The organism is Loigolactobacillus bifermentans DSM 20003 (assembly GCF_001434575.1).
Taxonomy (GTDB): domain Bacteria; phylum Bacillota; class Bacilli; order Lactobacillales; family Lactobacillaceae; genus Loigolactobacillus; species Loigolactobacillus bifermentans.
Genome location: NZ_AZDA01000011.1, coordinates 1 through 26,795, shown reverse-complemented (window position 1 = coordinate 26,795; position 26,795 = coordinate 1). Strand labels below are relative to the sequence as shown.

General features: G+C 44.9%; 24 protein-coding genes and 1 pseudogene. 22 read left to right on the top strand and 3 right to left on the bottom strand.

Translation table 11 applies throughout. From position 1 onward, the window contains the following. Positions 1–387 precede the first annotated feature (387 nt). From FC07_RS15530 to FC07_RS02220, 6 genes are all read left to right on the top strand, one after another. Complete coding sequence (locus FC07_RS15530) at positions 388–666, top strand: helix-turn-helix domain-containing protein (RefSeq protein ID WP_083483166.1); 279 nt, start codon at positions 388–390, stop codon at positions 664–666. Positions 667–781: 115 nt separating this feature from the next. After that, the gene (locus FC07_RS02245) at positions 782–2,059 is read left to right on the top strand and encodes an APC family permease (protein WP_057903503.1); all 1,278 of its coding nucleotides are present in this window, start codon (positions 782–784) and stop codon (positions 2,057–2,059) included. A gap of 372 nt (positions 2,060–2,431) precedes the next feature. Further along, positions 2,432–5,914: a hypothetical protein gene (locus FC07_RS16075; RefSeq protein ID WP_191981079.1), complete on the top strand. Its 3,483-nt coding sequence runs from the start codon at positions 2,432–2,434 to the stop codon at positions 5,912–5,914. Further along, the gene (locus tag FC07_RS15525) at positions 5,901–8,012 is read left to right on the top strand and encodes a hypothetical protein (RefSeq protein ID WP_083483165.1); all 2,112 of its coding nucleotides are present in this window, start codon (positions 5,901–5,903) and stop codon (positions 8,010–8,012) included. Before FC07_RS16075 ends, FC07_RS15525 begins: the two co-directional genes overlap by 14 nt. A 68-nt stretch (positions 8,013–8,080) precedes the next feature. Then, complete coding sequence (locus FC07_RS02225; protein WP_057903501.1) at positions 8,081–8,353, top strand: AbrB/MazE/SpoVT family DNA-binding domain-containing protein; 273 nt, start codon at positions 8,081–8,083, stop codon at positions 8,351–8,353. Next, positions 8,347–8,685 carry a type II toxin-antitoxin system PemK/MazF family toxin gene (locus tag FC07_RS02220; RefSeq protein WP_057903500.1) on the top strand — a complete coding sequence of 113 codons (339 nt, stop codon included), beginning with the start codon at positions 8,347–8,349 and terminating at the stop codon, positions 8,683–8,685. Before FC07_RS02225 ends, FC07_RS02220 begins: the two co-directional genes overlap by 7 nt. A 161-nt stretch (positions 8,686–8,846) precedes the next feature. Here the strand turns inward: FC07_RS02220 and FC07_RS02215 are convergent, their stop codons facing one another. Further along, complete coding sequence (locus FC07_RS02215) at positions 8,847–9,800, bottom strand: sugar-binding transcriptional regulator (protein ID WP_155797827.1); 954 nt, start codon at positions 9,798–9,800, stop codon at positions 8,847–8,849. A gap of 138 nt (positions 9,801–9,938) precedes the next feature. Between FC07_RS02215 and deoC the strand changes: the two genes are divergently transcribed. From deoC to rbsK, 4 genes are all read left to right on the top strand, one after another. Then, complete coding sequence (gene deoC / locus FC07_RS02210; protein WP_057903512.1) at positions 9,939–10,589, top strand: deoxyribose-phosphate aldolase; 651 nt, start codon at positions 9,939–9,941, stop codon at positions 10,587–10,589. 80 nt (positions 10,590–10,669) lie between these two features. Then, positions 10,670–12,010, top strand: coding sequence for an L-fucose:H+ symporter permease (gene fucP / locus FC07_RS02205; protein ID WP_057903499.1), 1,341 nt, complete (start codon positions 10,670–10,672; stop codon positions 12,008–12,010). Positions 12,011–12,025: 15 nt separating this feature from the next. Then, positions 12,026–13,042 (top strand): aldose 1-epimerase family protein, encoded by a 1,017-nt coding sequence (locus FC07_RS02200; protein ID WP_057903511.1) that lies wholly within the window; start codon positions 12,026–12,028, stop codon positions 13,040–13,042. Positions 13,043–13,056: 14 nt separating this feature from the next. Next, complete coding sequence (rbsK, locus tag FC07_RS02195; protein ID WP_057903498.1) at positions 13,057–13,977, top strand: ribokinase; 921 nt, start codon at positions 13,057–13,059, stop codon at positions 13,975–13,977. Between the two features lie 225 nt (positions 13,978–14,202). Here rbsK and FC07_RS02190 read toward each other — a convergent pair whose 3' ends face one another. Then, positions 14,203–15,069: an SDR family oxidoreductase gene (locus FC07_RS02190; protein ID WP_057903497.1), complete on the bottom strand. Its 867-nt coding sequence runs from the start codon at positions 15,067–15,069 to the stop codon at positions 14,203–14,205. Between the two features lie 134 nt (positions 15,070–15,203). Between FC07_RS02190 and FC07_RS02185 the strand changes: the two genes are divergently transcribed. Next, positions 15,204–15,794: a TetR/AcrR family transcriptional regulator gene (locus FC07_RS02185; RefSeq protein WP_057903496.1), complete on the top strand. Its 591-nt coding sequence runs from the start codon at positions 15,204–15,206 to the stop codon at positions 15,792–15,794. 267 nt (positions 15,795–16,061) lie between these two features. Here FC07_RS02185 and FC07_RS02180 read toward each other — a convergent pair whose 3' ends face one another. Then, a complete protein-coding gene (locus tag FC07_RS02180; protein WP_057903495.1) occupies positions 16,062–16,415 on the bottom strand; it encodes an MmcQ/YjbR family DNA-binding protein in 354 nt (117 codons plus the stop codon). A 135-nt stretch (positions 16,416–16,550) separates the two neighbouring features. Here FC07_RS02180 and FC07_RS02175 point away from each other — a divergent pair, with 135 nt between their 5' ends. The 11 genes and pseudogenes from FC07_RS02175 (at position 16,551) to FC07_RS02130 (ending at position 26,714) form a co-directional block, all read left to right on the top strand. Further along, complete coding sequence (locus tag FC07_RS02175; RefSeq protein WP_420814195.1) at positions 16,551–17,207, top strand: ABC transporter ATP-binding protein; 657 nt, start codon at positions 16,551–16,553, stop codon at positions 17,205–17,207. Further along, positions 17,197–17,958 (top strand): ABC transporter permease, encoded by a 762-nt coding sequence (locus FC07_RS02170; protein ID WP_057903494.1) that lies wholly within the window; start codon positions 17,197–17,199, stop codon positions 17,956–17,958. Before FC07_RS02175 ends, FC07_RS02170 begins: the two co-directional genes overlap by 11 nt. A 187-nt stretch (positions 17,959–18,145) precedes the next feature. Continuing rightward, complete coding sequence (locus tag FC07_RS16140; RefSeq protein ID WP_057903493.1) at positions 18,146–19,471, top strand: ATP-binding protein; 1,326 nt, start codon at positions 18,146–18,148, stop codon at positions 19,469–19,471. Between the two features lie 156 nt (positions 19,472–19,627). Then, a pseudogene (locus FC07_RS15780) lies at positions 19,628–19,750 on the top strand (ABC transporter permease); the annotation flags it as partial. Between the two features lie 185 nt (positions 19,751–19,935). Further along, the gene (locus tag FC07_RS02160; protein ID WP_057903492.1) at positions 19,936–21,114 is read left to right on the top strand and encodes a multidrug effflux MFS transporter; all 1,179 of its coding nucleotides are present in this window, start codon (positions 19,936–19,938) and stop codon (positions 21,112–21,114) included. Positions 21,115–21,154: 40 nt separating this feature from the next. Next, on the top strand, positions 21,155–21,826 hold the full coding sequence (locus FC07_RS02155) for a histidine phosphatase family protein (RefSeq protein WP_057903491.1): 672 nt from the start codon (positions 21,155–21,157) through the stop codon (positions 21,824–21,826). A gap of 130 nt (positions 21,827–21,956) precedes the next feature. Next, positions 21,957–22,844: an ABC transporter ATP-binding protein gene (locus FC07_RS02150; RefSeq protein ID WP_057903490.1), complete on the top strand. Its 888-nt coding sequence runs from the start codon at positions 21,957–21,959 to the stop codon at positions 22,842–22,844. After that, complete coding sequence (locus tag FC07_RS02145; RefSeq protein WP_057903489.1) at positions 22,841–23,617, top strand: ABC transporter permease; 777 nt, start codon at positions 22,841–22,843, stop codon at positions 23,615–23,617. The genes FC07_RS02150 and FC07_RS02145 overlap by 4 nt, the downstream gene beginning before the upstream one ends. Further along, positions 23,581–24,690, top strand: coding sequence for a sensor histidine kinase (locus FC07_RS02140; RefSeq protein ID WP_057903488.1), 1,110 nt, complete (start codon positions 23,581–23,583; stop codon positions 24,688–24,690). The genes FC07_RS02145 and FC07_RS02140 overlap by 37 nt, the downstream gene beginning before the upstream one ends. Next, positions 24,687–25,292, top strand: coding sequence for a response regulator transcription factor (locus FC07_RS02135; RefSeq protein ID WP_057903487.1), 606 nt, complete (start codon positions 24,687–24,689; stop codon positions 25,290–25,292). Before FC07_RS02140 ends, FC07_RS02135 begins: the two co-directional genes overlap by 4 nt. Positions 25,293–25,955: 663 nt before the next feature. After that, positions 25,956–26,714, top strand: coding sequence for an NADP-dependent (R)-specific alcohol dehydrogenase (locus FC07_RS02130; RefSeq protein WP_057903486.1), 759 nt, complete (start codon positions 25,956–25,958; stop codon positions 26,712–26,714). Positions 26,715–26,795 lie beyond the last annotated feature (81 nt).

The window sequence follows — 26,795 nt, the reverse complement described above, 5'->3', positions numbered from 1 at the left end:
CAATCATTCATCTGATAATGATGGAGGGATTTTTGCATGGCCTCGAAAAGGGCCCCGCTCTAGTTTAGAAGATAAGCTGGCATACATCGACTTGGTAGAACAAGGCATGCGTACAATCAAGATTGAACATTAGTATGGCGCTAAATATGATTAAGTCAAGCAATGGGTAGAGCGGTAGCTGAAGGATTAGACGGCTTGAAGTGTCGGAAGGTACACCGATACTCATCAGAATTCAAGCAGAAAGTCGTTGACCTATATCTAGCTGGGAACACTTCATATCCCCAATTAACCAGCCAGTTTAATATTCTAAATTCAAGCGTCATCTATCAGTAGGTGAACCTGTTTACTAGTGGTAAACCATTTAAAATCACTGGGAGGTTCCAGCCCATGAAAATCGGTAGAAATACAACGCAGATCAAACGAATTGAAATCGCACAATGGGTCACAGCAAATGAATGGGACTATAATGGTGCGACTAAAAAATTTGCGGTCTCATATGGACAAGGTTCTGCGTGGGTCAAGAAATTTAAGCAAGGTGGTCCGGAGACTTTACAGGACCGACGCGGTAAGGATAAATTCTTGACCGATGAGGAAAAACAAGTACTCAGAATCAAGGAACTGGAGGCACGGAACACCTACTGTTTTAAGGCTTTTTTAATGAAATAACAACACATTTTAAAAAAGATAGCATGTGTCCTTTTGGTAATCCAGGTGTGCCACCCGGTATAATAAAATAAGACACAGATCAGGATTTTAATTTTTCAAAAGCGAGGTGTGGCGCATGAAAAAAGGAACCGGCACACTATCTTTTAATAGTGTGTTGCTGTTAGGCATTAATAGCATTATTGGATCGGGGATTTTCTTACTGCCGAGCACGCTATTTAAGGCGGCTGGCTGGGCCAGTTTGGTCGCAATCGGGTTAGCTGGTTTGGCGACGTTAATGATTGCCATGAATTATGCTGTGATGGCGTCCAAAATCGACACGGATGGTGGGGCTTGGGTGTATACCAGTCAGGCGTTTGGGCTACATGCTGGTTTTCAAATTGGGTGGTTAAGTTGGTTTCTAGGTGTGATCACGATCAGCACGGAAATCGTGGCTTTTTTAACCACGTTAGGCGGTTTTTGGCCGCAGGTTCATCAACGGTGGGTTTATGCCACTTTAGCGCTAGGCCTACTAGGCGGCATTCTGTTACTGAATTATTTTGGGCCTAGCACCATGAAAGTGATTGATAATTTGGCCAGTGCCACTAAAATTGGTTTAATCTTGCTATTTCTGATCGCAGGCAGTCTTTTTTTAGGTCGTCAAGGCCTGGCGGTGATCACACCGATCAGTCAGTTAGGTCAGCATGACTTTTCCCAAGCGTTTACCACTGCCTTTTACATGTTTACAGGTTTTTCATTTTTACCGGTGGCTGCTCAACAAATTCGACACGCTGAAAAAGTTTTACCGAAGGCATTACTAGTGGTGATGCTGGTGGTCACGCTGCTGTACTTGCTGACACAATGGTTAACGATCTTATTATTAGGCGCGGCAATCAGCGCTGAAAAATTGCCGGTGGCTGCTGCATTGATGCAGGTGCTGGGTGTGGCAGGACGCGGCCTGATGTTGGCCGGCATGCTGGTCTCGACACTAGGGGTGGCCATTGCCGTCTCGTTTGATACGCCTGTGGGCTTGGCATCATTAGCCACAGAAAAAAAGCTTTTGCCACGTGAGTTTGGCCGGCAAAATCGCTTTGGCGCACCTGTCGTTGCTTTAAGTGCTACCATCGGACTGGCCGCAATCTTAGTGTTAAGTGGCAGCTACCTTTTCTTAGTCAATCTCATTATTTTAAGCGCTTTCGTTCAGTATTTGGCAACCGTTTTTGCCTTATTAAAATTGCAACATGATCCAACATTACCCGCTGGAATCCAGCTTTGGGGTGGGCGCACTTTGCCGATTTTGTCATTGGTATTGCTAGCTTATCTGGTGTGTCAATTCAATTGGGTGACTTACGTGATCGGGCTAGGTTTTGTGGGACTTGGCGAGTTGGTTTATTGGCTGGATCAGCGGCGGCGATGATGGTTGGCGATAGTGGTTATGATTAATGATAGTATGTTGTGTTTATGGTGTTAGCACCTGAAACCACCAGGGGATCGGCACACCAGGGCAATTGACGTCGGTTAGTTTGAAAAGATATCACAGAATAAGGTTCATCAGCAATTTAGGGGATTCGTGCTGAACACAGTCATAATTGTGTTCAGCACGAATTTTTTAGCGTTGAAATAATGAGAATGTTAATAATGACACTGGTAAAAAAATTATTTTCAAATAGGGTTGTTCTATTTTTTGAAATCGGTTACAATTAATCAAAACGAACATACGTTCAAAACGGAAATTTGTTAAGGGTTTTTTGTGGTTGGCAGTACTTTGCTGATTTGAAAGGATGATTTCATGCATACCGAAGACTTTATCGCCATGTTAACGTCGCTGAACACTGCAGAAGAACACCCATTAATGTTAGTCAATGCGCCAACTGGCACTGGGAAAAGTTATATCATGATACAGGCACTTTGCCAGTACGCAGCCGACCATCAAGATTTTTGTGCTTTTTTTGTGACGGACCAACGTAAAAATTTAAATCAGGATACGTTTAGGATTGCTTGGAAAGAACGTGCAGAAAAACGACGCGGTACCTTCAATCAATATGTTGCCGTGCTGCGTTCTTTAGAGGATACAGCAATGCTAGTTGTCGAGGATTGGCAACACAGAGCAATACCAGAGGAATTGGTGACGCCGGATTTTAAAACAGCGATTCAAGCCTTGAAGATTCAGTTAAAGTATTATCAGATGGCAGCACAACAAAATACGGATACGACGGCAGCTTGGCAAGGCCTAAACAAAGCGGACTTTCATTTGCGCCAGGCTTTGATCACGCAACTTGCTAATTTGGCAGATGTAACAGGCGCAATTGATGAAGCCGGTCAGGAAACAATCAAAGCTTACATCGCACATGCAGACCAGCCAGCGTGTGCGTGGGTAAATGCTATTTATCCAACCATTGAGCTTGAGCGTCGGCAAATTTTGATTATGACGACTGCGAAATTTATTCGAAGTTACACGCCATTTTTTGCACAGTATTCAGTACCTTTTCAGTATTCATCCGTATTAGGCAATGCAGTGGTGATTTTAGACGAATTTGATAGCACGAAGCAGCAACTTTTGGATAAGGCCATTGATGATGCGCTAAAGGCGCGGGTTGATCTTGTCAGTTTGTTTGACAGCTTGTATCGCGGGTTACAAAAAGTTGATGATATGCCGATACGATTACGTGAGTTGATCACAAAACAAGCAAATTTTAATCATATTCAAGCACAAGCTAAGCAGTTGCAACAAACTTATGCGCTGGATCATTTGTATAAAAATCGCGCCGTCACACAAGACTCAGGTTATGTGTTGCATACGGCGTATCGTAATTTGATCAGCCAAGGGCGCGCCTGGCATGCTCACTTGGATCGACAAAGTAATCAAGTGGTTTTGAACACTGGAGGCGTTGATACGCTGCACTTTCGTAGGATGCTAGGTGCGGTTGCCAGATTTATTCGTGGTGTTACCCGATTTATGGTCTGGCGTGCCCGACAGTATCAAAACTTACATAATGCGGCGCTTGCTGATAAAGCAAATGGCATGACGATTCGTGACGCCTGTTTCACAATTTACGATGCGCTGGGCTTGTCAGCACAACAAATCGAGGTTTTGATGTCATTAGGATTGGATTTAAAGGCTGTACGATCAAAGACTGATTATTTACCGAGCTATCACCGATTCCAAGAGCGTGGGCTCAGCTTGTTTAGCTTTACCAACGATGATACACATGACTTACGTACTGATATTAATGCGTCGTTTTTTGCAGTCACACCAGAACGATATTTATTAGATATTTTAAATAAGGCTGCTATTTTGGGGCTATCGGCGACGGCTACTTTGCCCACAGTACTTGATAATTATGATCTTGATTATTTAAAAGAAATATTAGGCAAGCGCCTGCAGGATGGTAGTGTTTATTTTAGTACGGCTACAAAAGCCGCATTAAATTTAAAACAGCGTTACCAGCAGGCTAATATCAAAATCGTGCCAGAGGTGATGACATCAAAATCGTCATTGATCGATCAACTGCAAACAAGGGTTAAAACACCGCTGGACGTTCAAAAACAAACGCAGTTAGCACAGCAATTTGAAGCACAATTAAACTTGATTGATGAACAGCAACGTAGCTATATCAAAAGCCGTTATTTAACACTATTTGATAGTTTTGTTGTCTTTTTGTTGGATTCAAATTTAACCAGTTTTTTAGGCTTACAATCTCAATTACCGGCGTATGATAAGCCCACAATGGATCGGAAATTTATTGAAACTGTTTTTAACCAGTTAGCCGATTTGTTACCACAGGTTGATCATCCAACACCACAATTGAGATTCATTACCACCCGTGGTCAAACGAATGTCGCCACACAATTAGCCGGTGCATTGGCCCTACCAGCAACTCAGAACACACGAGTGTATTTGTTAAGTGCCTATCAAACCATTGGTGTTGGTCAAAATTTACAACATCAGCTTGGTGCGTTTGAGCGAAAACGGGTGGTAATTGTCGCACCAGCAGATGCGGCTACAAATGATCCTCGTCATGATAGGCTTGACTTAGCAGGAGTTTACTTGGGGGATGTGACGCATATCCTCAGTAGTCAGCGTCGATTTACGATGGATGCTGCAGGGATTCGTTTGATTACCGAACTGCTTTATTTGGTAGATGCAAATGAGATTAGTATTGCCACGCTGGCCGACCATTTTGGAAAATTACAAAAACAGGTATTACGCAAACAACCGGAAGCCGCTAAAAGTATTGTGGTTAGCTATTCACGCATGATTATTCAAGCATTAGGCAGAATGAACCGTGCGTTTAATAAGTTGAAGACAGTTAGGATTTTAGCCACAACTGATGTTTTGGCTAAAATTAGTCGGATTGGCGTGGATATGACCACTGTATCACCAGAATATCAGGCACTGATCAGTTATGCTCATAAATTACCACGCCAATTTGAAGCGACGATTGCTGAAACCCGTAAGCATAATTGGACACAACTGACATATCACGAATTACAAACAATGGCGGCACAGTTACAAATAGATGCGGTGTACGCTGCACGTTATCAACAATGGCGTGAGTTTATTCTGGCACATCCAACTGTGTCAAATGAACAACTACAGGCACATCCAGGACTACAAGTAACGGACACGCTTTCTCAATACTTGATCAATGACTGGGGACAACCGCATTATGAAGTGCGTGCTCCCGTTAAGGATACCGGTGACTTTGATTTTTCAAAGCGTGGCATGACAGTGTCGGCCGCTGCAGCGAAGCTACCAACTTTGTGTAAAATACCAGGCTTTAAGGCCTATATGGCAAAGCGTGGCTATCCGGTGACTTGGCAGATGGCCGATAGAATTATCAATCCGGTTCAGTTTATTAATTTGTATTTAGGGCTGTTAGGTGAAGTCGCAGGGCAATTTCTTTTTGAGCGCCAGTGGCCGTCCTTTAAATTGCAATCGTTTAATGAGTTGGCAAACCATGAATTGTTTGATTTTAAAGCTACAGACGGTGTTGCAGTGGATTTTAAAATGTGGCGCGGTATTCGGGATGTTGAGCCTGCAGCTGAACGCCAACAAGTTGAGCGGAAATTGAAACGACTTGAACACAACACCGGCTATCCTTGGCGGGTTTTGATCATCAATGTTGTGGGTATAAATCACCATCAGCCGGTGCCTACAGTTGACCAGCGTATCCTTGAAGTACCTGGCTTAATTGATAATCAAGGTAATATGATGTTGACACCAGCGGCAAAATTACAAATTGGGGGCTTTTTAGTTGGCAGATCATAGCAAGGTTTATACCACAAAATTAGACTATTTACTGGATCTACCAGCCTTAGCAGCAGACTATTATTTTATTTTGGTTGCGCAGCTCAATCAGGATACTTATGCTGAATTTTATCGGTTGTTAGATCAGTGGGATACGGTAGCAGTAGTCAGTGTGAAGCGTAATAAGTTGGTGATGGCGGCTTCGCTACCCCAATTGCCAACTGATACAGGACTGGTATTCACTCGGTTAGGGCTTGAACCTGAAGAACGACGCACTAATGGGGTTTTTGATAACCATTTATTGAGTTTATTATTGAATCAGCAAACGGCTAGCGAAACATTGCCAGCATTACCGACTAAAACCAGCAGCCTTTTAATTGTGCGCAATAGCTGGGTTTGGTTAGGTCGTGATCAATTGCGTCGCTGTTATGCGTTACAAGTGACGATCAATTGGCAAAATGATTTACAGTTGAAAGTACAGACGTTTACGGAAACCAATACGCCCGATTTGAAAAAGCCTCGTTATGTGTTGGATCAAAAGCGGCAATGCTTATATCAATGCCGTCCACAAATGAAGACCCCTGTTTTTGTAAAGGGGAGTACCACAACGCAGCATCATCAAGTGCCTTTTTTAGCGATGGATACCTTGGTGAAATTTGAAAATAGTAAAGTGGGGATTGCCACAGCGATACTTAAACGCCTGAATGCGAATGCCATTGCTTATTTAAAGCAGCATGTTGCTTTTCACGCGAGTACGGTTGTTGCAGCAGCACATTTAAAGTTACCAGAGGGTAAAAATATCTGGCAGCAGTTAGCAACGCAGCCACTTAATATTTATACCTTGCCCGGAGATACGTACACACAGGAACTTGCAACACGTATTTACCAAGCGCTACAGAAAAGTGAGCTGATTCAAGCGGCACAACTTCAAGTTGTCCAGGGCCAAGCTGCTATTGACGGCTGGAACATTCAAATCGTACGTGATGTGCGTGGAAAACCGCAAACAGATGACTATCAACTTGGTGATGCGCGGCAGGTGATCCAACATGCGACAGTTGAGGCCTTTGGTCAATATGATCCTGAAACAAGGAACTTAAAATGGTCACCAAGTAAAAAGGACCCGGCTGGTGATGCGGGGCTAATTAAGTTGGCGCAAGAACTATTGATTAAGCGAGACGTGTACTCGGGACGACTACAGGCCGTATCACCGGAATTAGCGAAAATAACGCAAATTTATACATTTTATAGTTTTGAATTTTTACCTGAAGCGGAAATGCCTACGGTGATGCTGTTGAAAATGACAGTTGACAGTCAACTACAATTACATTTTAGTGAGCGTTTGTTTAATTTGGCACATTTGGAGGCTGAAGATGAAGACACGATACTATGCAAAGCGGTTTATGACAAAATTGGCAAAAAAACAAATGCTTATGCTTGGGAGAATGTTGCCTGTGTTGTGGCATCAGGAACGCAACAAGTCTTGATCCAGCGGATGGATCGTGTAACGATGCCAAGCGGTGCGCGTATTTATGATGATTTAAAGAAAAGTAATTTGGAACAGGAATGGACACGTGAGGCATTTTTAGCGGAGTTGAACCAAATGCAAGCCTATGTGTCAACAGTGGACGGTAGTGAGGCCGCCCTTGCACAATTACAAGCAATCATTAAAGCGCTACAACCCGCTTTTTCGCTAAAAACAGTCGATCAGGCCTTACGAAAAGTCGGTTTAGGGCCACGTCAAAAAGGCATGCAGCGCTTAAATCAACTGTTAGAACAGCATGCGCCTTTTACATTTCGGGACACACTTCAACGTCATTTGCCAGATTCACCTTTAGCAGGTCTGGTGGGGATTGGATTGATTCAAATCGAAAATAAGTGGCAGTATTTTGTTGGCGCTAACCAATCCTTAAAACGTAATATTCCACGAGCGCTTGTATTACGATGCTTGCAGCCGTTACATGATGGCCCAGATGTGATCGAACCTTGGTTTGAAAAGTTAGCACAACTGATGAGCGTTGAGTTTGTGCATAATGGGCAATACACAGTGTTGCCTTATCCAGCAAAATATTTACGAGAGCATTGGCTGTATCAGCAGCGGTGGCGTCACACTAAAAATTAGCAAAATAATCGCAAATTGTAGATACTTAGGATATACTATTGATGACATTAAAAAAGAAGGTGCATTAAATGCCAAAAATTGAAAAACAACCAATAGAAACTAAATTATCGCAATGGGGTAATTCGAAGGCGGTTAGAATTCCTGCAAAATTATTGGCCCAAATTGGTGCCCAACCCAATGATCAATTTATGATTGAGGTTAAAAATCAGACATTAGTGTTAACACCTAAAGTGAAGCGCCCAACAACGATTCATGAATTGTTTGAAGAATGGCAAGATGATCAAATTCGTGATACTGAATTGGATTGGGGCTCTGAAAAGGGCAGTGAATTTAAATGGTAAATCAAGGACAGATTTTCTATTTGGATTTCAATCCTAGTAAAGGGCATGAACAACGTCATAAGCGGCCGGCTATTGTTTTAAGTAACGATTTAATGGCACAAACTAGTAATATGTCAGTTATTGCACCGATTAGTACAACCTCCAGAAATTATCCGATGTACTATCAGTTAACCTCGACCACTAAAATTCATGGTAAGGTTTTACTAGATCAGACACGTGCTTTTGATTTACAATCACGTCATGTCACGCAAGCAAATGTTATTGAGTCTGTCACAGCCAGCGAGCTAGAAGTGATTTTGAATATTTATCGGTTACTGTTCACAACCGATTAGTCATGAATGGTATTTTAGGGTGCGTTAACATGCGATATAGCAGTTGCTATACTTTGAAAATTGAACATCAATATCGTGGTATCAGTGATTTAACAGAAATAGTGATGAACCCAAAAAGAATCCAACCGAATGTCGCAACAGACATTCAGTTGGATTCTTTTTTAATACGATAACAGCGCCTTAGCCGAAGTGGAGTCGGTGATCAGCACGTTGGCAAAGCCGCCGGTGAGGGCGGCGTGTATGGAAGGCACTTTTTTGGCGGAGCCGGAAACTAAAATCGAGTAGTCTTTGTTGCGTAATTCTGCCAGTGGGATGCCGACAGTTCGGTTGTTAATATCGGTGTCGGCGACGTTGCCGTCGGCGGTGAGAAAGCGGGACACAATGTCGCCAACGGAATTGGCTTGTAGGCGGGCGATTTCAGTTTGGTCTAAATAGCCTAAGTTAAAGAGCATGGCGTCGTCGCGAACGGTGCCGCTGGTAAAAATAGCAATATTGGTGTTCACACCAGCGGTCATAATGGTGTTGATAAAATGGTCTTTCAACACGATTTGTTTGGTAACGGCGGCGTCAAAAATGACGGGTAGCGGGATATTCACAGTATTGGTGTGAAAGGCAGCGCTAAATTTTTCGTTAATGTCATTGGCAAAGTTATTCATGTCGCTGGCCGGTACGCTACCTTTAAGTTGAACCACGGAAACGCCAGTGCGGTCGCTTTTGTGTAAATGATTCGCAACCGCATCTAGGGTCATACCCCAACTGATGCCAATGCTGTCATTATTTTTCACAATGGTGTCCAAATAATCAGCGGCTAGGGCGCCGAGTTTATCGTTGATCACGGCAGTGTCGTTGGAAATGTCGTAGCCGATCAGGACTTTTTTCAAGTGATACTTTTCGCGTAATTGTAAAGTGACCACATCAATATCGGCTAAAGGATCGGCGATTTCAATGCGCACCAAGCCTTGATCCCGGGCAAATTGTAGTAGTCGGGAAATCGTCGGGCGGGAAATGTTGAGTTGTTTGGCAATCTCGTTTTGGCTGCGACCGTCTTCGTAATACAGGTGGCACACTTTTAAAGCCAAAACGACTTTTTCTGGGTTGATCATCCGATTGGCCATTCGTGCAGGCCTCCAATCGTTGGTTTAATAAGCATTATTATAGCACATAAAAAATATGAACATAATTTCATGATAAGAGTTTACAAATGTTCAGTTTCCGGTTATGATAAACCCGTAAACAAGAAAGGGGTCCGTATGATGGCATTGAATCGTTATCTTGACCATACGTTATTAAAACCAGAAGCAACTGAAGTACAAATCGACCAAGTTACCCAAGAAGCATTAGACAATCACTTTTTCTCAGTGATGGTCAATCCTTACTGGGTCAAGCACGTGCACGCCAAGTTAGCTGGCTCTGATGTGGCCACAGCTTGTGTAATCGGGTTCCCACTGGGGGCCAACACCACCGCCATTAAAGTCGCTGAAGCCCAGCAAGCAATTGCGGACGGCGTTGATGAACTAGATATGGTGATCAACATTGGCGAAATGAAGGGTGGCAACTACGCTGCTGTTCAAAGTGATATTGAAGCGGTTGTCAAGGCAGGCCATGATGCGGGGAAATTGGTCAAAGTGATCATTGAAACCGCATTGTTAAGCGATGCTGAAATTACCAAAGCCAGTGAAATCGTGGCAGATGCCAAAGCTGATTTTGTGAAAACATCAACTGGGTTCTCAACTCGCGGCGCTGCCGTTCATGATGTTGAATTAATGAAAGCGGCGGTTGGTGATCGAATCAAAGTGAAGGCCAGCGGTGGGATTCATTCTGCTGAAGAGGCCCAAGCGATGATCGATGCCGGGGCTGAACGTTTAGGCGTTAGCGCTAGTATGGCCATTATCGGGAAAGCCTAAGTATTCGACGGTCGAGCAATCGGCCGTTATTGTTATCACAAAATGTAAGCGCTATTAATTTTAGTTTGGAGGAGATTATCATGGAAAAACCAGCTAAATCTGGCTTCCACTTATTTAAATTGGGGGCCAAAGAGCTTGATGATGGCTACTTAGATCGCACCCCAATGTTCCAATATATTTTACTGTCATTATTATTCCCAATGTGGGGCATGGCGGCCAGCTTAAACGATATTTTGATCACGCAATTTAAAACCATTTTTACTTTATCCAACGTGGCCAGCGCCTTTGTGCAAACCGCTTTTTACTTAGGTTACTTTCTGATCGCCATTCCAGCGTCGCTGATTATCAAGAAAACATCTTATAAATTAGCAATCATGATTGGCCTGACCTTGTATACCATTGGCTCATCGATTTTCTTCCCAGCGTCACGCATGGCCACTTACGGCTTTTTCCTCGTGGCACTGTTCGCGTTAGCCTGTGGCCTCAGCTTTTTGGAAACTTCGGCGAACACGTTTAGCTCGTTAATGGGTCCAAAAAAATTCTCAACGTTGCGCTTAAATATTTCGCAAACGTTCTACCCAATTGGGGCGATGTCCGGGATCTTAATGGGTAAATACTTAATTTTCGGCAGTGGGGCTAGCTTGGAAAAACAAATGGCTGGCATGAACGGGGCAGAACGGATCGCCTTTGGTGAAAATGCCTTGCAGCACACGTTGTTGCCTTATAAGTACATCATTATGGTGCTGTTGGTGGCCTTGGTGATTTTTGGCCTGACCCAATTTCCAAGTGGCAAGCCAAAAGTGGACCTAACGAAAAAGCAACCACAAGCCAAGATTTCTGAAACCGTGGCTTACTTGGCCCACAATAAAAAGTTCTTACAAGGGATTTTTACGGAATTTATGTATGTCGGCATGCAAACGGCGGTTTGGTCCTTTACCATTCGTTTGGCTATGGATCTGAATCACAACATTAATGAACGTAGCGCGTCTACCTTTATGATTTTTAGTTACGCCGCCTTTTTCATCGGTAAAATGATTGCCAACTTTATGATGAAACGGTTCACACCTTCTCGTGTCTTACAAATTTTCTCTGTCTTTGGCATTATCGCGTTACTTTACATTATGTTCGTGCATAACATGACCGCCGTTTACAGCACGATTTTGGTGAGTGGCTTGTTTGGCCCTTGCTGGGCAACAATCTACTCCCAAACTTTGGATACGGTTACGGACAAACGGCATACTGAAACGGCGGGGGCGATTATCGTCATGTCCATTATTGGTGGCGCCTTCATTCCGTTAGCCCAAGGATTTGTGGCGGATATTTCAACCATGTCCATGTCATTTGTTGTCAACGTGGTTTGCTTCGCCGTTGTTGCAATCTACGCCACGTTTAAATTACGCGAACCAAAAGCCAGCCATTAAAAAGGAGTCAGAATGATGAAAAAAATCAATTTAAATCATGCTATGTTTAGCCACGCTGAATTTGTGGTTTATGAAGATGATCATTTTAAAGCCACGACCTTCACCTATCCTTCCGGGGTTGAAGGGCTGCGGTTAGACAACAGCAAAGGCCATTTAGTGGTGTTGCCGTTTAAGGGCTTGATCATTTGGGATGCGATTTTCGAAGGCATTTCCTTGAAAATGAAAGACATGTTCTCACAACCCTTGCCAGGGCCTGGGATTGCGGACACTTACGGTTGTTTTCAATTTACCTCTGGTTTATTAGGCAACGGCACGCCAGCACCAGAAGACGATTATCAGTTGCACGGCGAATTTCCAACTAGCAAAATGGATCACGCTTACTTGACCATTGCCGATGACACGTTAACGATTCACGCTGATTTCGAATATGTGAAAGGCTTTGGCGACCATTATTTAAGCGAACCAGCTGTAATGATGCGCGCCGATTCTGGCTTGTTTGACATTCATTTAAGCGTGACCAACTTGTCCAATTACCAACCCATGCCATTGCAATACATGTGCCATATGAATTACGCCTACGCAGAAAATGGCCATATCGAGCAAAACTTGCCAGATGAAGCGTTCCAATTACGTCAAACGGTGCCCGCTCACGTTCATCCAACACCAGAATGGTCCGCTTATAACGATGCGCTGAAAGCCAGTGGCAAGCTGATCAATGATTTAGATGATCCAAATCATTATGATCCAGAAATTGTGTTCTTCTCTCAAAACTTGACCCAATTCACAGACCAAGCAGAATTCCGGTTACATTTAAACGACCAACACAACTTCCTGACGACTTTTAAAACGGCCCAGTTCCCAATTGTCACCCGCTGGATCTTATTCAACGCGGACCAACAAGTGGCGGCCTTTGCCTTACCAGGCACTAGTACGCCAGAAGGCAAAGCAGCAGCCACCAAAGCTGGCACGTTGATCATGTTAAAACCACAAGAAAAACGCAGCTTTAGCGTGACCACAGGATTAGAGAAATAAGGGGGAATTTCAGCATGGCAGATATTACCGTAATCGGTTCAAATATGTTTGAACTCACCACTTATGTTGGCCGCATGCCGGTGCAAGGTGAAACTCTGGAAGCACCAGAATTTGAAATGGGTTTTGGGGGCAAAGGCGCTAATCAGGCGATTGCCGCAGCGCGGTTAGGTTCGGATGTGAACTTCATCACCATGGTGGGGGATGACAGTTTTGGTCAACAACAGCTGGACAACTATCGGGAAAACGGCATTCGGCCAGAGGGCATTGGCGTGGGGAAAGGCAGTAGCGGTGTGGCGCCAATTTTCGTGGATCCAACAGGGGACAACCGGATTTTGATCATCAAAGGGGCCAACGAACAACTAACACCTGCCGTTTTAGATGAGAAAATTGATTTGATCAAGGATTCCAAATTGATCGTGCTCCAACAAGAAATTGCGTTGGCAACCAATTACCATGCCATTGACCTTGGTTTGAAATATAATGTGCCAGTGCTCTTAAATCCGGCACCAGCCAATGATCATTTGAACATTGACTATGTTTCAAAAGTAGCCTTCTTTACGCCAAATGAAACGGAACTGGCCACTTTAACCGGCATGCCAACTGGCAACTTAGATGAAATTCAAGCCGCCGCTAATCATTTGATCGATTTAGGCGTCGGCAATTTGATCATTACCTTAGGCAGCAAAGGTGCGCTGTGGGTCACTAAAGGCCACGCCGAGATCGTACCGGGTAAAAAAGTCAAGGCAATCGATACCACTGGGGCCGGCGATTCCTTTATTGGCAGCTTTGCCCATTACTACACCCAAGGCGAAGACGTGCCAACCGCCTTGCAACATGCCAATGCGTATGCGGCGGTTACAGTGACGCGCCGCGGCACCCAAAAGGCCTACCCAACGGCCGCTGAGCTAGCGGAATTACAACAAGTCACGGAATAACGTTCAAAATGGGCGTTGCGTTAATGATTAATTTTGAAAGCAGCTAGTGCCTCAATGGCTTAGCTGCTTTTTATGTGCGGCGAATTAAAAAACACCAAATAACCGCCTTGACGATTGGTTATCTGTCAAGGCGGTTCAGTGAAGTGCTTCCCGTTAGCTTGTAGTGAACACGTTGCAGTCTGTATTTTTTGCCATCATTTGCGTGAAAAAATGGCTTAAACGTAGCTAGCCTTGATAATCGGCCGCATCGGTTGAATCAGCAAGCGCTTTTTGGGCATCAAGCGCCTTTAAACGGTCTGATAAGGCGATGTGGATCTTCTTATAGGCATCGCTGCCCAAGGCCATGCGTAAGGCACCGCCACCGGCTTCGACCCGGTTGATAATTTGATGGGCCATTTTCTGGGGGTCGCCGGCAATCATTTTAAGATAAGTATTGCTGTCCGCTTCTGGGAGGTCACCTTTGATGTAATGGGTGATTTGGTCAACCGGCGTATTATGATAGGCAGGCAGATCAGCCCCAAAGGCACCGTTGCCGGATACAAAACGCGTGCGGATCCCACCAGGCTCGACGAGTGTTATCTGTACATTAAACGGTGCTACTTCAGCGGCCATTGCTTCAAACGCGGCTTCTACTGCCCATTTTGAAGCACTGTACAGGCCCATGGCTTGCGTGGCATAGGCACCCGCCATGCTAGAAATTTGAACGATCTGGCCATGTTTTTGTTGCCGAAAATAAGGCATAAAAGCCCGGGCCGTACTTAACGAACCGAACAAATTAACTGCAAAAATATCTGCAACCTGTTTGGCGCTAATACTTTCTACGGCACCGTATAAGCCATACGCCGCGTTATTCATTAAGACGTCAATGGTGCCAAGGTCGGCGAAAGCCTGCGCAACGACCTGTTGAACCGCCTGGTCATCTTTAAGATTCATTGTCGCTTCCCAAAGCTGATCACCATATTGTGCTTTTAAGTCAGACAACGCCCCTTCACGATGGGTGGTTGCTGCCACCCGATCGCCACGTTGCAGCAGTTCACGCACAACAGAAGTAGCTAAACCACCGGTAGCGCCTGTAATAAACCATGTTTTCATATTGGAAAGCCTCCATTTTAACTTGAGCTATTTACCGATTATCGCTTACAGTAATATTTTTAGCGATAACACTATCGCTTATGCCGTACAGTATAGCGATAGACTTATCTCTTGTCAACAGGTATAATCAGGTTATGAAAACAAAAAATGAAGCCGTTCGCCTACAAATTATTGAAGCCGCTACTGAACTGATCATCGAAGTGGGGATTGCTGGTACTTCGACAACGAAGGTGGCGCAGCGGATGGGTGGCGCCCAATCCAACATTTATTCCTATTTTAAAAGTAAAGAAGCCTTGATCCTAGGCGTATTTGCCTATCATCAAAAGCGTTTGACCAATGTGCTACTGCCAGTGTTGAACCTCGATTTGGCACCGCGTCAACAGCTTCGGGCAATGATTAAAGCCGTGCTATTGTTCGCTGATGATCAACCCACGTCGCTTCAAATCATTGCCGCGTTTCGGGCCCAACCCAATCTGCGGCACAGCCTGCCGTCAATTGCCGAAAGTGCCGTCTTTACGCGTTTATTTAAGTTATTCGCGCAGTATCAAACTGCTGGTATTTTGAAAGTAATACCGGCCGAGTTTTTAGCCGAGGCAGCTTTTTCACTGATCGTCGATTATGGCACTGCCAAACTTTCTGGTGAAGCTTATCTGGACCAGCTCGACGAAAATGCAATCGTGACGTTGGTCGAAGCGCTGGTGTTGGCACCAGATCAGCTGGCATAACAAATACCCGTTGCAATCAAATTTGGATATTTGATTTGATTCATTAAGTGAAAAAGTGGATCGGCACATTACAGCAAGTTCACGGATAATCGTAGAACAAGGTGTGCGATAAACGTTGTTTAAATGCCAAACTAAAAACACCTTTCTGAGCATAAAAAAACAGCACGCCGGCAGAAAAACTGTCGACATGCTGATCAATTATACGCACTTTTTATAAATGATTTTGTTTAGCATACCACAAAAATGCCTAAAATTTCAAAGGCTAATTTAGCGTGTTGCCTGAAAACTTTGATCGATCAAATCAGCAATTGCGTTTACTGTTTTAAACTGGGCTAATTGCACACTAAGCCAGTGTTCTTTGGACATGTGATAGGCTGGCAAGAAACCAGGCTGGGTTTGCAGCAGTGAATTTAGTTCTGGCGCAATTTTAAGATTGAGCAGTTCAATGTTGGCCGTTTCCGGGAGCCCCAGTTTGGCGGCTGGGACTTGAAACACCAGACCGAACCATTTGCGATTGTTGGCGTGGCGAATAGCCGTGGCGTCTGGTAGGCGTTTAAACGGGTGGTCGCTGATGGCGTTGTATTCGTTACGACAATAAGTTAGTAGTTCATTGCGGGTCATTTGGGTCACCTCTGATTGGTTTGATAAGCGTATTAATTAAGGCCAAAACCCGCTGTTTCCCGTGTTTGTAAGCGATTGCACAAAACTGAAACTTAGGCTATGATGATGATAATCACTCACAAAGGAGGCGGTGTTTTGACGCCTATTTTCGAATTGAAGCAGGTCGGATACAAAGTTGACGACCAACAAATTTTACAACAGATCGATTTAACGATTCAACCTGGGGAGTTTGTGACGCTGGCAGGGCCCTCGGGTTCCGGGAAAAGTACCTTGCTACGGGTATTGGCCACGTTACTGACGCCAACTAGCGGTGAGTTGTGGTACAACGGGCAAGCACAAGCCAGCTACGACAAAATTACGTATCGCCGGGAAGTGTCCTATTGTTTCCAGCAGCCCAGTTTATTTGGAGAAACGGTGCGGGATAATTTAGCGTTTCCGTTTGACATTCGCAAGCAGGCGTTTGATGACACTAAGGCTACCGAGGCCCTAGAATCAGTTGACTTGACAGCTAGCATGTTGACCAAGGCGATTACTAGTTTGTCAGGTGGGGAGAAACAACGGGTGGCGTTAATTCGTAATTTGCTGTTTCCACCGAAAGTCTTGCTGCTAGATGAAATTACCACTGGTTTAGACGGGACAACTAAGGCAATCGTTCACCGGTTGATCAACACCATGAACCAACGCGGTATCACAGTGATTTCTGTGACCCACGATGAAGGGGAGATTGCGGCTGCTAGCCGATTGTTACAGGTGGTGGCCGGCCGATTGGAGGTCAGCGCTGATGCAAAATAATTTAATTGTCAGTCCCACCGCGTTAACGTTTGCGATTATTTTAGTCGCGGTAGCGTTAGCCATTAATTTTAAAGAGCACATTGGTTTGGAAAAAGATGTGCTTGTTGGCGTGATCCGAGCCGTGATTCAGCTCACAGTTGTGGGCTACGTGTTAACCTACATTATTAAAGTGGATCGGGTTTGGCTGACGCTACTCATGGTCGCAATCATTATGTTAAATGCGGCTTGGAATGCTCGCGGTCGGGCCAACGGGATTCCCCATGCATTTGTTATTAGTTTAGCCGCGATTGCCACGGCGACGATTTTAACCTTGTTGTTATTGGTTGGCGCTCACGCCATTGCCTTTGTGCCTAGCCAGGTAGTGCCGATCACCGGGATGATCGCCTCGAATGTCATGGTGGCTACAGGCTTGTGTTATCGCAGCTTGAATACCAGTTTTCACGACCAGCGCCAAGCCGTATTAGAACGCTTGGCCTTAGGTGCTGATTTGAAACAGGCTTCAATTGTGATCGTGCGTACGGCCATTCGTACCGGCATGGCGCCAACGGTGGATTCCGCGAAAACTGTGGGGCTGGTCAGTTTGCCAGGGATGATGTCCGGCTTGATTTTCGCCGGGGTCGACCCTACTAAGGCCATTATGTACCAGATCATGGTCACCTTTATGCTGCTTGGCGCTACCAGCTTAGGCAGTGTGATTGCCTGTTATGCAGCCTATCCGCAGTTTTATAACCACGATTTACAATTACGTTAAATTATATTTTTTATTCTATAAAACAGAAGTGACTTTCTTTCTAAAAAGGAGGTCACTTTTTTTATGTATAATAAACTAAAGACTTTGCAACTGAAATACAACTGTTTTTAATTTGGAAAAAAGGGAGACCTTGGTACACAAGGAATTGGGCGAATTTGTTTTTGTTTGAGAAAAAGAGGAGAGCATAATGACAGAAGAAGAACTTTTAAATTTAATTCAATCTCATGATGAATCAGAGATTCTTGATTTTAAAGAAAATGCGTTACATGAAGCCGATAAGATAGGTGAATATGTTTCAGCATTAGGCAATTCTGCGTTGTTAACCAATAACCCAGCGGCTTATTTGATTTGGGGAGTGAAGGATATTACGAAAGAAATCGTTGGAACTAAGTTTGATCCGTACTTATCAAAAACTTCTGCTAAAACAAACATGCCATTAATCAATAAAGTTGAATCATTTGTCGATCCTAAATTAAATTTGTCTTGGGATAAATTTAGAATACAAGAAAAGAAAATAGTGGTATTAGTAATTGATGTCACACATGTAACGCGTCCAATAAAATATAGTGGAAAAGAATTTATCAGAATAGGAACGTCAAATAAACCGTTAGTAAGTTTCCCGGAAAAAGAGAGAAGATTATGGCAGTCGTTTGAAGCTTCAAAATTTGAGTTAGAATTTGCCTGTGTTGATCTTTCATTTGAAGAAGTACAACAATTACTTGATATTGGCTTTTATATACAAAAAAGACAGTTGCGGGATACAAATATTGAAGAAGTGATTGATGTACTTGTTAATGATAAAGTATTAGTTCAGACAGGAAACAAATATAATATTACAAATTTAGGTGCATATACTTTGGCGCGTAACATGAAAGACTTTCCGCAGCTGCAATCAAGGACAATCAGAGTAACAAAGTATGCTGGTAATCAGCCCTTAAGCAATGCAGTTTCTGATAGAAAAGGAACAATGGGTATTGCAGTTAGTTTTGATAACCTTATTAAAAGCATTATGGCTCAATTACCGTTTACTGAGGATTATTCTAAAGGAAGTCGCATAGATGTTCCAATATTCCCTCAAATTGCAATTCGTGAATTAGTTGCAAATGCACTCGTACATCAAGATTTCACAATCACAGGCAGTCGTCCTTTTGTAGAAATATTTGATTCTAGAATCGAAATCTCTAATCCTGGTACACCATTAATTGATCCACGTCGGTTTTTAGACTTTAAGCCTAAATCAAGAAATGATGAATTAGCAAACTTACTTGGAAGTTTTCACATTGTTGAATCTAGGGGCTCAGGTATTGATAAGGTTGTCAATGCATTGGAAATAGCAGATTTACCTGCAATGAATATTAAGGCACAGTCTGCAGAATCTACTGTTGTAACACTGCATGGCCCCAAAAAATTTAGCGAAATGAGCGTCACTGAGAAAAATCAATCAATTTATTGGCACGCGTGCTTAAAATATGTTGCAGATGAACAAATTAACAATACTTCACTGAGAGAATGATTTCGACTGACAACGCGCGATAGTGCAGCAATTTCCAAAGCAATTTCTAACGCAATAAATGCTAAAATGATAAAACCATATGATCCAAATGCAGGTCGTAAATTTATCAAGTATATTCCATTTTGGGGGATAGATGCTCTAGAGAGCTAATGAGTTGAAGCCATTATGTACCAGATCATGGTCACCTTTATGTTGTTAGGTGCCACCAGCTTAGGCAGCGTAATTGCCTGTTACGCCGCTTACCCACAATTTTATAATCAGGACTTGCAGTTGCGGTAGTCGAAAGGAGCAAGTGTGTGCTTGCTCCTTTTTGTTTGCTCATTTGCCAGATCAGTTGGCTTCCGGTATGATAAAAGCTTATGAAAGGGGTGGAAAAGATGTCTGTTTACGTACAGTTTATTGCTTGTGTTACCGTAAGTGGTCAAGGGCGTTCTTCCGTAAATTAAATCAAAGGAGCGAATTACGTGAAAAACGTCCAAAATAAAGTACCATCTGTTTTGTTATTAATTGTATTAGTTGGGTTCCCGCAAATTAGTGAATCGATTTTCACCCCGGTGTTACCAGCACTGAGTCAAGCATTTCGGGTGTCAGCGGCGACCAGTCAGTTGGCCATGAGCTTTTATTTTATTGGCTTTGCTGGTGGCGTGCTATTGTGGGGTTGGTTGTCAGATCGTCGTGGTCGGCGGGTGGCCATGTGTTGGGGCATTGTTGTTTACGCACTGGGCAATTTGGGCTTGCTACTGGCACCAAATGTTACTTGGTTTTTAGTGGCACGGTTGGTGCAAGCTTTTGGGGCTGCCACTGGTTCTGTGGTGACCCAAACCATTATGCGTGAGTCTTTTCAAGGGGTGCGTGGGGCGCAAGTTTTTGCCCAAGTCAGTGCTGCCATGGCGCTGTCGCCAGCGTTAGGCCCGATAATTGGCGGCGCTTTGCAAACTTATTCTGGTCATTATCAAAGTGTCTTTGTAGCGTTGGTGTGTATGGCCAGCGTGCTACTGGTGCTGACCTGGCGGCGGTTGCCTGAAACCCGTGGCTTGGCGGCCTCAGCCAGTACGGTACCTTGGTATCATGTGTTGTGGCGGCTGGTTTGCAGTCCTCAAGTTTGGCTAGCAGGTAGCTTGATCAGTGGCATTAACGGGATTTTATTCAGTTATTATGCTGAAGCACCGTTTATTTTTCAAACGCATTTTGGTTTTTCAGCCGTTCAGTATGGCAGTCTGGGCTTGGTACTGGCTGGTGCCAGTGTGTTAGGAGCATGGTTGACCAATCAGTTAAGCGTCAAAGTTGCCCCAGCACAGCTGATTCGTTGGGGGTTGTGGTTAGCCGGCGGTGGCGCCCTAGAAATGGTGGCTTTCGCCCACGTTTGGCCAGCTTTAGTTGGTGGCATTTTTGTAACCTTTTGTGGCTTGAATCTCGCCTTACCAGTGGTATTGCAGCGGGCTTTATTGGGCTTTGAGGCGGTTATTGGCACTGCTAGTGGTTTGTTTAGCGGTGGGTATTATGTGGCCATTAGCGGGTTAACCTTATTGATGAGTCTGTGGCATGATGGCACGGTAACTGCCTTGCCCCGCTATACATTGCTGGTGATCGGTGCCATGTTGCTAAGTGATTATTTAGGAGCAAAAGCTAAAAATGCGGCATAATCTGTTAAAATAACGGTAACAAAGGTAAGGGGATGACACATTGGCAGCCATTACAGTTTATTTTGTGCGGCATGGTCAAACTTATTTCAACACGTATCGCCATGTGCAAGGGTGGTCGGATTCGCCGTTAACGCAACAAGGGATTTTAGACGCCCAACAAACTGGGCAGCGTTTGGCCCAGATCCATTTTGATCAGGCCTATTGTAGTGACACCATGCGGGCCCGGCATACAGCGCAAATGATTTTGCAAGCTAATCAAGCGTCTGCGCTGAAACAGCCGCAAGAGCTGACTTATTTTCGGGAAGTCTTTTTTGGCTCTTATGAGGGCATGCCGGCGCAAGAAGTTTGGCCAATGGTTAGTGGTGAGGCCAAATTGGCCACTTATCCAGAGTTGATTCAAAAGTATACGATCACTCAATTAAAAGATCGCATTAAAGCCACTGATCCCACGCATCAAGCAGAAAATAATGCGGAATACTGGCAGCGCACCGATGCTGGGTTTGATTATTTGCGGCAGCATCAGCGGCCAGGGTCCCAGGTGTTGCTGGTGAGCCACGGGGCAGCGATGAGCAGTATTGTGGCAAAGTATGGTCAAGGGCATTATGATGTGGCCCAAATTCCCCGTAATGGCGCAGTGACCAAATTGTTGGTGACGCCAGAAACCGTGGAAGTGGCTTATTACAATCGGGTGGATGAAGGCCCTTTAAGTTAAAAAGTGCTGAAGCAGCTTGTTGTTCCCTGACAAGCTGTTTTTTTGTGACATTTGTCATAGCCAAACATGACATTCGGAACTAGAGGGGGGATGGATGAAGTTGGTAAGCTAAGGACATGGAGGGATGTTCATGACCACACTGATTCAAGCGACTGAGCTACAGTTTGCTTATCCAAAGCACCCTGTTTTAAAAGGCATCGATTTCACCGTGCAAACTGGCGAACTCATTGGCCTGATTGGGGCCAACGGTGCCGGGAAAACGACGTTGTTAAACCTGTTGTTGGGGTTGTTACCGGCCCAAGGGCAGTTAACCATTTTTGGGGCGGCACCTGGCAGTCGGCAAGCCAAAGCCCAGCTAGGCATTATGCGCCAAGGCGATTTGGTGTTGCCTGGGGTGACGGTTTTAGATTTATTAACGGATTTAGCGGCTTATTATCCGCAGGCGTTGGCGCCGGCGACGTTATTAGCTGAAGCAGGGTTAACGGACTTGGCCCACCGGCGGTTGACCCAATTGTCAGGCGGCCAGTTACGGCGGGTGTCATTGCTAACAGCGCTTGTAGGCCGGCCGCGCTTATTGTTACTGGATGAGCCGACGGTGGGCATGGATGTTATGGTGCAAGCGGCTTTTTGGCAACAAATGCGCGCATTACAAGCCCGTGGCATCACGATTATTATCACCAGTCATGATTTAACCGCGTTACAGGCTGTGGCGCAACGGTTTTTGATCATGCAAGCCGGGCGGTTTGTTTTTGATGGGTCGCTGGCACAGTTACAAGCGGCTCAGCCGCGAACAGAGATCACCTTTCAAACCGATTTACCAGCGGGGCAATTTGCCCAGTTGGCCGGGGTGCAAACTGTTCAGGCTACTACTAATGGGCTCCAACTGATCAGTTCGGATGAAACAGCCACGTTGCAGGCGTTAGCACCACACCTTAACGCGCTACGCCAAGTCACAATCACCCATGACTCGTTAGCCACAATGTTGACTCAACTCACGCAAACGGAGGCGTCAAAATGAAAATTGTCACACAACAGCTCTTATTTGATGGGCAACGGCAATTGAAACGCAATTTGCCTTTTTTATTTTTTTCCATTTTAATGCCAGCGGGGTTTTACATTTTATTTACCCGGGTAATGTCCGATACACCTAGCACGCCACAATTTGCCAAGCGTTATTTAACCAGTATGATCGTGTATAGTGGATTGATCAGCGCTAATTTTGGTCTGGCAATAATGCTGTTACGTGATCGCAAAACTGGCTATCAAGCGCGTTTACGGTTAACGCCTAGTGGCTTAGGACCTTATCGGATCACCATGACCACGCTGTTTTTACTGATTACTGGGTTAACGGTGGGGGTGCTAGGCGGTTTAGCAGTGGTGCTCAATCAGGTGACGTTAACGGCTGTGCAGTGGGCCGCATTGGTTCTGGTTGCAGGGTTAGGCGAAGTGCCCTTACTGTTGATCGGGTACGGGTTAAGCAGGCTGAACCGAGAAGAAACCTTAAACCTGGCCAGTAATTTACTCACTTTTCCCGGGGCGATTTTAACGGGGCTGTGGTGGCCCTTTGCCATGTTGCCACATTGGGCGCAGGGGGTTGGTCGATTGTTGCCGCCGTATTTTACAAAAAGACTGCTGGATGCTATCGTATTAGCACAGCCGTTTGCGTGGCAACATTGGATCGGGCTGTTAAGCTGGCTTTTAGGCTTAGGGGCCGTCGGGTACGGCCAACGTTATTTAAAAAAGATGAGGTTAACATGGCACAGATCAAACAGCAATGGGTTAAACGAGTGAAAGGCTTAGCTTGGACTAGTTATATTTGGTTGATTTATTGGCCGTATACCATGCTGGCCTATTTGCCGGCGCGACAATGGCAGGATTGGGGCTGGTTATTATTAGGCGTGTTTTTTTTAGGCCTTTACATTTTGGTCACCAGCAAACCACGGTGGCGGCGGTTCGCTTTGCCAGCGGAGCTTGGTGTGACAGCGTTATTTGCTTGGTTTGCAGGCAATGCATGGTTGCTGATTTTTGTAGCCTGGCAAGTGCCCTTTTTGTTGGCCCGTAGTCCGCAGTCGCAAAAACGATTTTGGGCCTTTTTAGGCGGGTACGGGTTGATTTTAGGCCTAAGCTTACTGACGCGACCAGTCACCTTAACGGCCACCACCACGGTTGGCTGGGTGTTTCCCATTCTATCGCCTTTTTTATCCTATTATTTTGCACGGCAAGTTTTTCAAATCCGGGCCATGCGGCAAACCAATCGCCGGTTAGAAGCCATTATTCAACGGGATGAACGGGAACGAATCGCCCGCGACCTACATGATACGTTAGGCCAAAGCTTTTCATTGATTGCAATCAAAACGGAACTGGCAAAGAAATTGCTAGTCAAAGCGCCGGAACAAGTGACGGCGGAATTAGATGATATTGCGCGCACCAGCCGGCAAGATCTGCAACTGGTACGGGAAATCGTGAAAGGGTTACACGAGCCTTCTTTAAGCGAACTATTGCTAGCGCAAAGTAAGGCGTTGGCCGCTGCGAATGTGCTTTTAGAAACGGTTGGTGAAACAGCTGCTGCTCAGTGGCCAACTGCGGTACAAGGGATTTTAGCGGCTGTTTTGCGCGAAGCCTTAACCAATGTTATGCGGCATGCGCACGCCAGTCAGGTAACGCTGCGGTTTATGGAAACACCAGCTGATTATCAGGTTTTCGTGCAGGATGACGGCAATGGCCAGCGCTATCAGCGTTTCGGTAGCAACGGCTTACAAAATATGCAAAGTCGTTTAGCTGCTGTAAACGGCACGTTTAACATTGGCACAAATCATATTGGCACCTTATTAACGCTAACGTTGCCGAAAGGGGAGCAAAAATGATCACACTTTATTTAGCAGAAGATCAAAGCCTATTAAATACGGCTTTGGCACAGTTATTAGGGTTGGAAGACGATTTGCAGGTGGTAGGGACGGCGACTGACGGTCAAACCGCACTCACTGAGATTTTGGCCTTACAGCCCGCAGTGGTGATTTTGGATATTGAAATGCCGCAGTTAACCGGTTTAGATGTAGCCGACGCTTTGAAACAGCAGCACTATGCCGGCAAGGTGATGATTTTAACCACGTTTGCTCAAAAAACGTATTTTGAACGGGCGGTACAGGCGGATGTAGCCGGCTATTTGCTAAAAGATAGCCCAAGTGATCAATTGATCACGGCGATTCGACGCGTGGTTGCTGGCCAAACACTGTATGCGCCTGAGCTGGTGGTCAATATGTTATCCAGTGAACAGAACCCCTTGTCAAAAAGAGAAACCGAAGTGCTGCAAGTCGCGGCGCAAGGGGGCACCACCAAAGCCATTGCCGCCCAGTTATTTTTATCAGATGGGACGGTGCGCAATTATTTGTCAGCTGTGTTTAGCAAGCTTGGCGTACACAGTCGGTTAGCAGCTGTGCAAGTGGCTAAAGCCCATCAATGGTTGTAAGCGCGACAAGGCTTGAAGCCGGTTGTCATCAATGATAGGATGGAAATGTTGTTCAGCTGAGTAAGGCTGGCGGGCAACTGGCAGGGATGATCCAAGCGCAGCGTTGGAAAACGGTGTGGCGCAAAGGGCACGTTTTTGAAGGCAAAAACGGTGCTCTTTTTTATATTTCAGAAATGTAAGTCAGTTTCAATAAAAATAATGCTACTTTTATATCTTAAAAAGAGTATGTGGGGCTCATGATTTTTTTGCCACTTGAGTAATACAGTTATGTGGTTTCGGGTACAACACCGCCGCCACTTTATATTGAATTTGTATGAAAAGTAATTTATTATTTTAATAACCTTAGCCGGTACTTCACATAAGACCAGTAAATTGAAATGGAACGGCCACTCAGTCAAGGTGATGCCGCGACTTCAACTTGCAATCTGTTTCACGAGTGGAAATTGACGCTGCCGAACAGCGCTTTTTAAATGAAAACAGTGCTTGCTCAGTTTTCATAACACACAATCCTCATAATGGATATTGTTTATCCAATTATGAGGGATTTTTAATGAAAGCGTTTCAAAATGTGCTATGCTAGGGATGTGCTTCAAATTCAGATACACGGTTGACTGGCGTTACATGAGACACCAGCGCTAAAAAATAGTCTAGGAGTTGATTTAAATGAGTCATCGTTTAGATGGAAAAGTTGCAATTGTTACAGGTGGGACGTTTGGAATCGGCTTTGCCATTGCGCAAAAATTCGTCGCAGAAGGTGCCAAAGTGGTCATTACAGGCCGGCACGCTGATGTCGGGGAAGCAGCCGCTCAGAAAATTGGTGGCCCAGATGTCATTCGTTACATTAAACATGACGCTTCAGATGAAGCTGGCTGGACAGCCTTATTCGATGAAGCTGAAAAGTCTTACGGGCCAGTGAGCACCTTGGTCAACAATGCCGGTGTGGGTTGGACGGCTTCCATTGAAGACACCACCACTGAAATGTGGCATGATCTATTAGCCATTAACTTGGATGGGGTTTTCTACGGCACGCGCTTAGCCATTCAACGCATGAAAAATAAGCATTTAGGCGCATCCATTATTAATATGTCTTCAATTGAAGGCTTCATTGGCGATCCTAATTTAGGTGCGTACAATGCCTCAAAAGGGGCTGTGCGCTTAATGTCGAAATCAGCAGCAGTGGACTGTGCTTTGAAAGATTACGGCGTGCGGGTCAATACCGTTCACCCTGGCTACATTAAAACACCGTTAGTAGACAAGATCCCCGGTGCGGAGGCCCAAATGTCTGATCGCACGAAAACCCCAATGGGCCATTTAGGCGAACCAGATGACATTGCCTGGATCTGCGTTTACTTGGCCTCTAACGAATCGAAATTCGCCACAGGCTCTGAGTTTGTGGTAGATGGCGGGTATACGGCACAATAAAATTAAATGACAAGCGCCCGACAGGTTGAAGTGCCCTACAATTGTTAGACAAGAAGTCTAATGATTGTGGGGCTTTTCTTA

Coding starts and splice junctions, on each gene's coding strand:
- FC07_RS15530 (WP_083483166.1), top strand. CDS start 388: ATGAAAATCGGTAGAAATACAACGCAGATCAAACGAATTGAAATCGCA.
- FC07_RS02245 (WP_057903503.1), top strand. CDS start 782: ATGAAAAAAGGAACCGGCACACTATCTTTTAATAGTGTGTTGCTGTTA.
- FC07_RS16075 (WP_191981079.1), top strand. CDS start 2,432: ATGCATACCGAAGACTTTATCGCCATGTTAACGTCGCTGAACACTGCA.
- FC07_RS02225 (WP_057903501.1), top strand. CDS start 8,081: ATGCCAAAAATTGAAAAACAACCAATAGAAACTAAATTATCGCAATGG.
- FC07_RS02220 (WP_057903500.1), top strand. CDS start 8,347: ATGGTAAATCAAGGACAGATTTTCTATTTGGATTTCAATCCTAGTAAA.
- FC07_RS02215 (WP_155797827.1), bottom strand. CDS start 9,800: ATGGCCAATCGGATGATCAACCCAGAAAAAGTCGTTTTGGCTTTAAAA.
- deoC (WP_057903512.1), top strand. CDS start 9,939: ATGGCATTGAATCGTTATCTTGACCATACGTTATTAAAACCAGAAGCA.
- fucP (WP_057903499.1), top strand. CDS start 10,670: ATGGAAAAACCAGCTAAATCTGGCTTCCACTTATTTAAATTGGGGGCC.
- FC07_RS02200 (WP_057903511.1), top strand. CDS start 12,026: ATGAAAAAAATCAATTTAAATCATGCTATGTTTAGCCACGCTGAATTT.
- rbsK (WP_057903498.1), top strand. CDS start 13,057: ATGGCAGATATTACCGTAATCGGTTCAAATATGTTTGAACTCACCACT.
- FC07_RS02190 (WP_057903497.1), bottom strand. CDS start 15,069: ATGAAAACATGGTTTATTACAGGCGCTACCGGTGGTTTAGCTACTTCT.
- FC07_RS02185 (WP_057903496.1), top strand. CDS start 15,204: ATGAAAACAAAAAATGAAGCCGTTCGCCTACAAATTATTGAAGCCGCT.
- FC07_RS02180 (WP_057903495.1), bottom strand. CDS start 16,415: ATGACCCGCAATGAACTACTAACTTATTGTCGTAACGAATACAACGCC.
- FC07_RS02170 (WP_057903494.1), top strand. CDS start 17,197: ATGCAAAATAATTTAATTGTCAGTCCCACCGCGTTAACGTTTGCGATT.
- FC07_RS16140 (WP_057903493.1), top strand. CDS start 18,146: ATGACAGAAGAAGAACTTTTAAATTTAATTCAATCTCATGATGAATCA.
- FC07_RS02150 (WP_057903490.1), top strand. CDS start 21,957: ATGACCACACTGATTCAAGCGACTGAGCTACAGTTTGCTTATCCAAAG.
- FC07_RS02145 (WP_057903489.1), top strand. CDS start 22,841: ATGAAAATTGTCACACAACAGCTCTTATTTGATGGGCAACGGCAATTG.
- FC07_RS02140 (WP_057903488.1), top strand. CDS start 23,581: ATGGCACAGATCAAACAGCAATGGGTTAAACGAGTGAAAGGCTTAGCT.
- FC07_RS02135 (WP_057903487.1), top strand. CDS start 24,687: ATGATCACACTTTATTTAGCAGAAGATCAAAGCCTATTAAATACGGCT.
- FC07_RS02130 (WP_057903486.1), top strand. CDS start 25,956: ATGAGTCATCGTTTAGATGGAAAAGTTGCAATTGTTACAGGTGGGACG.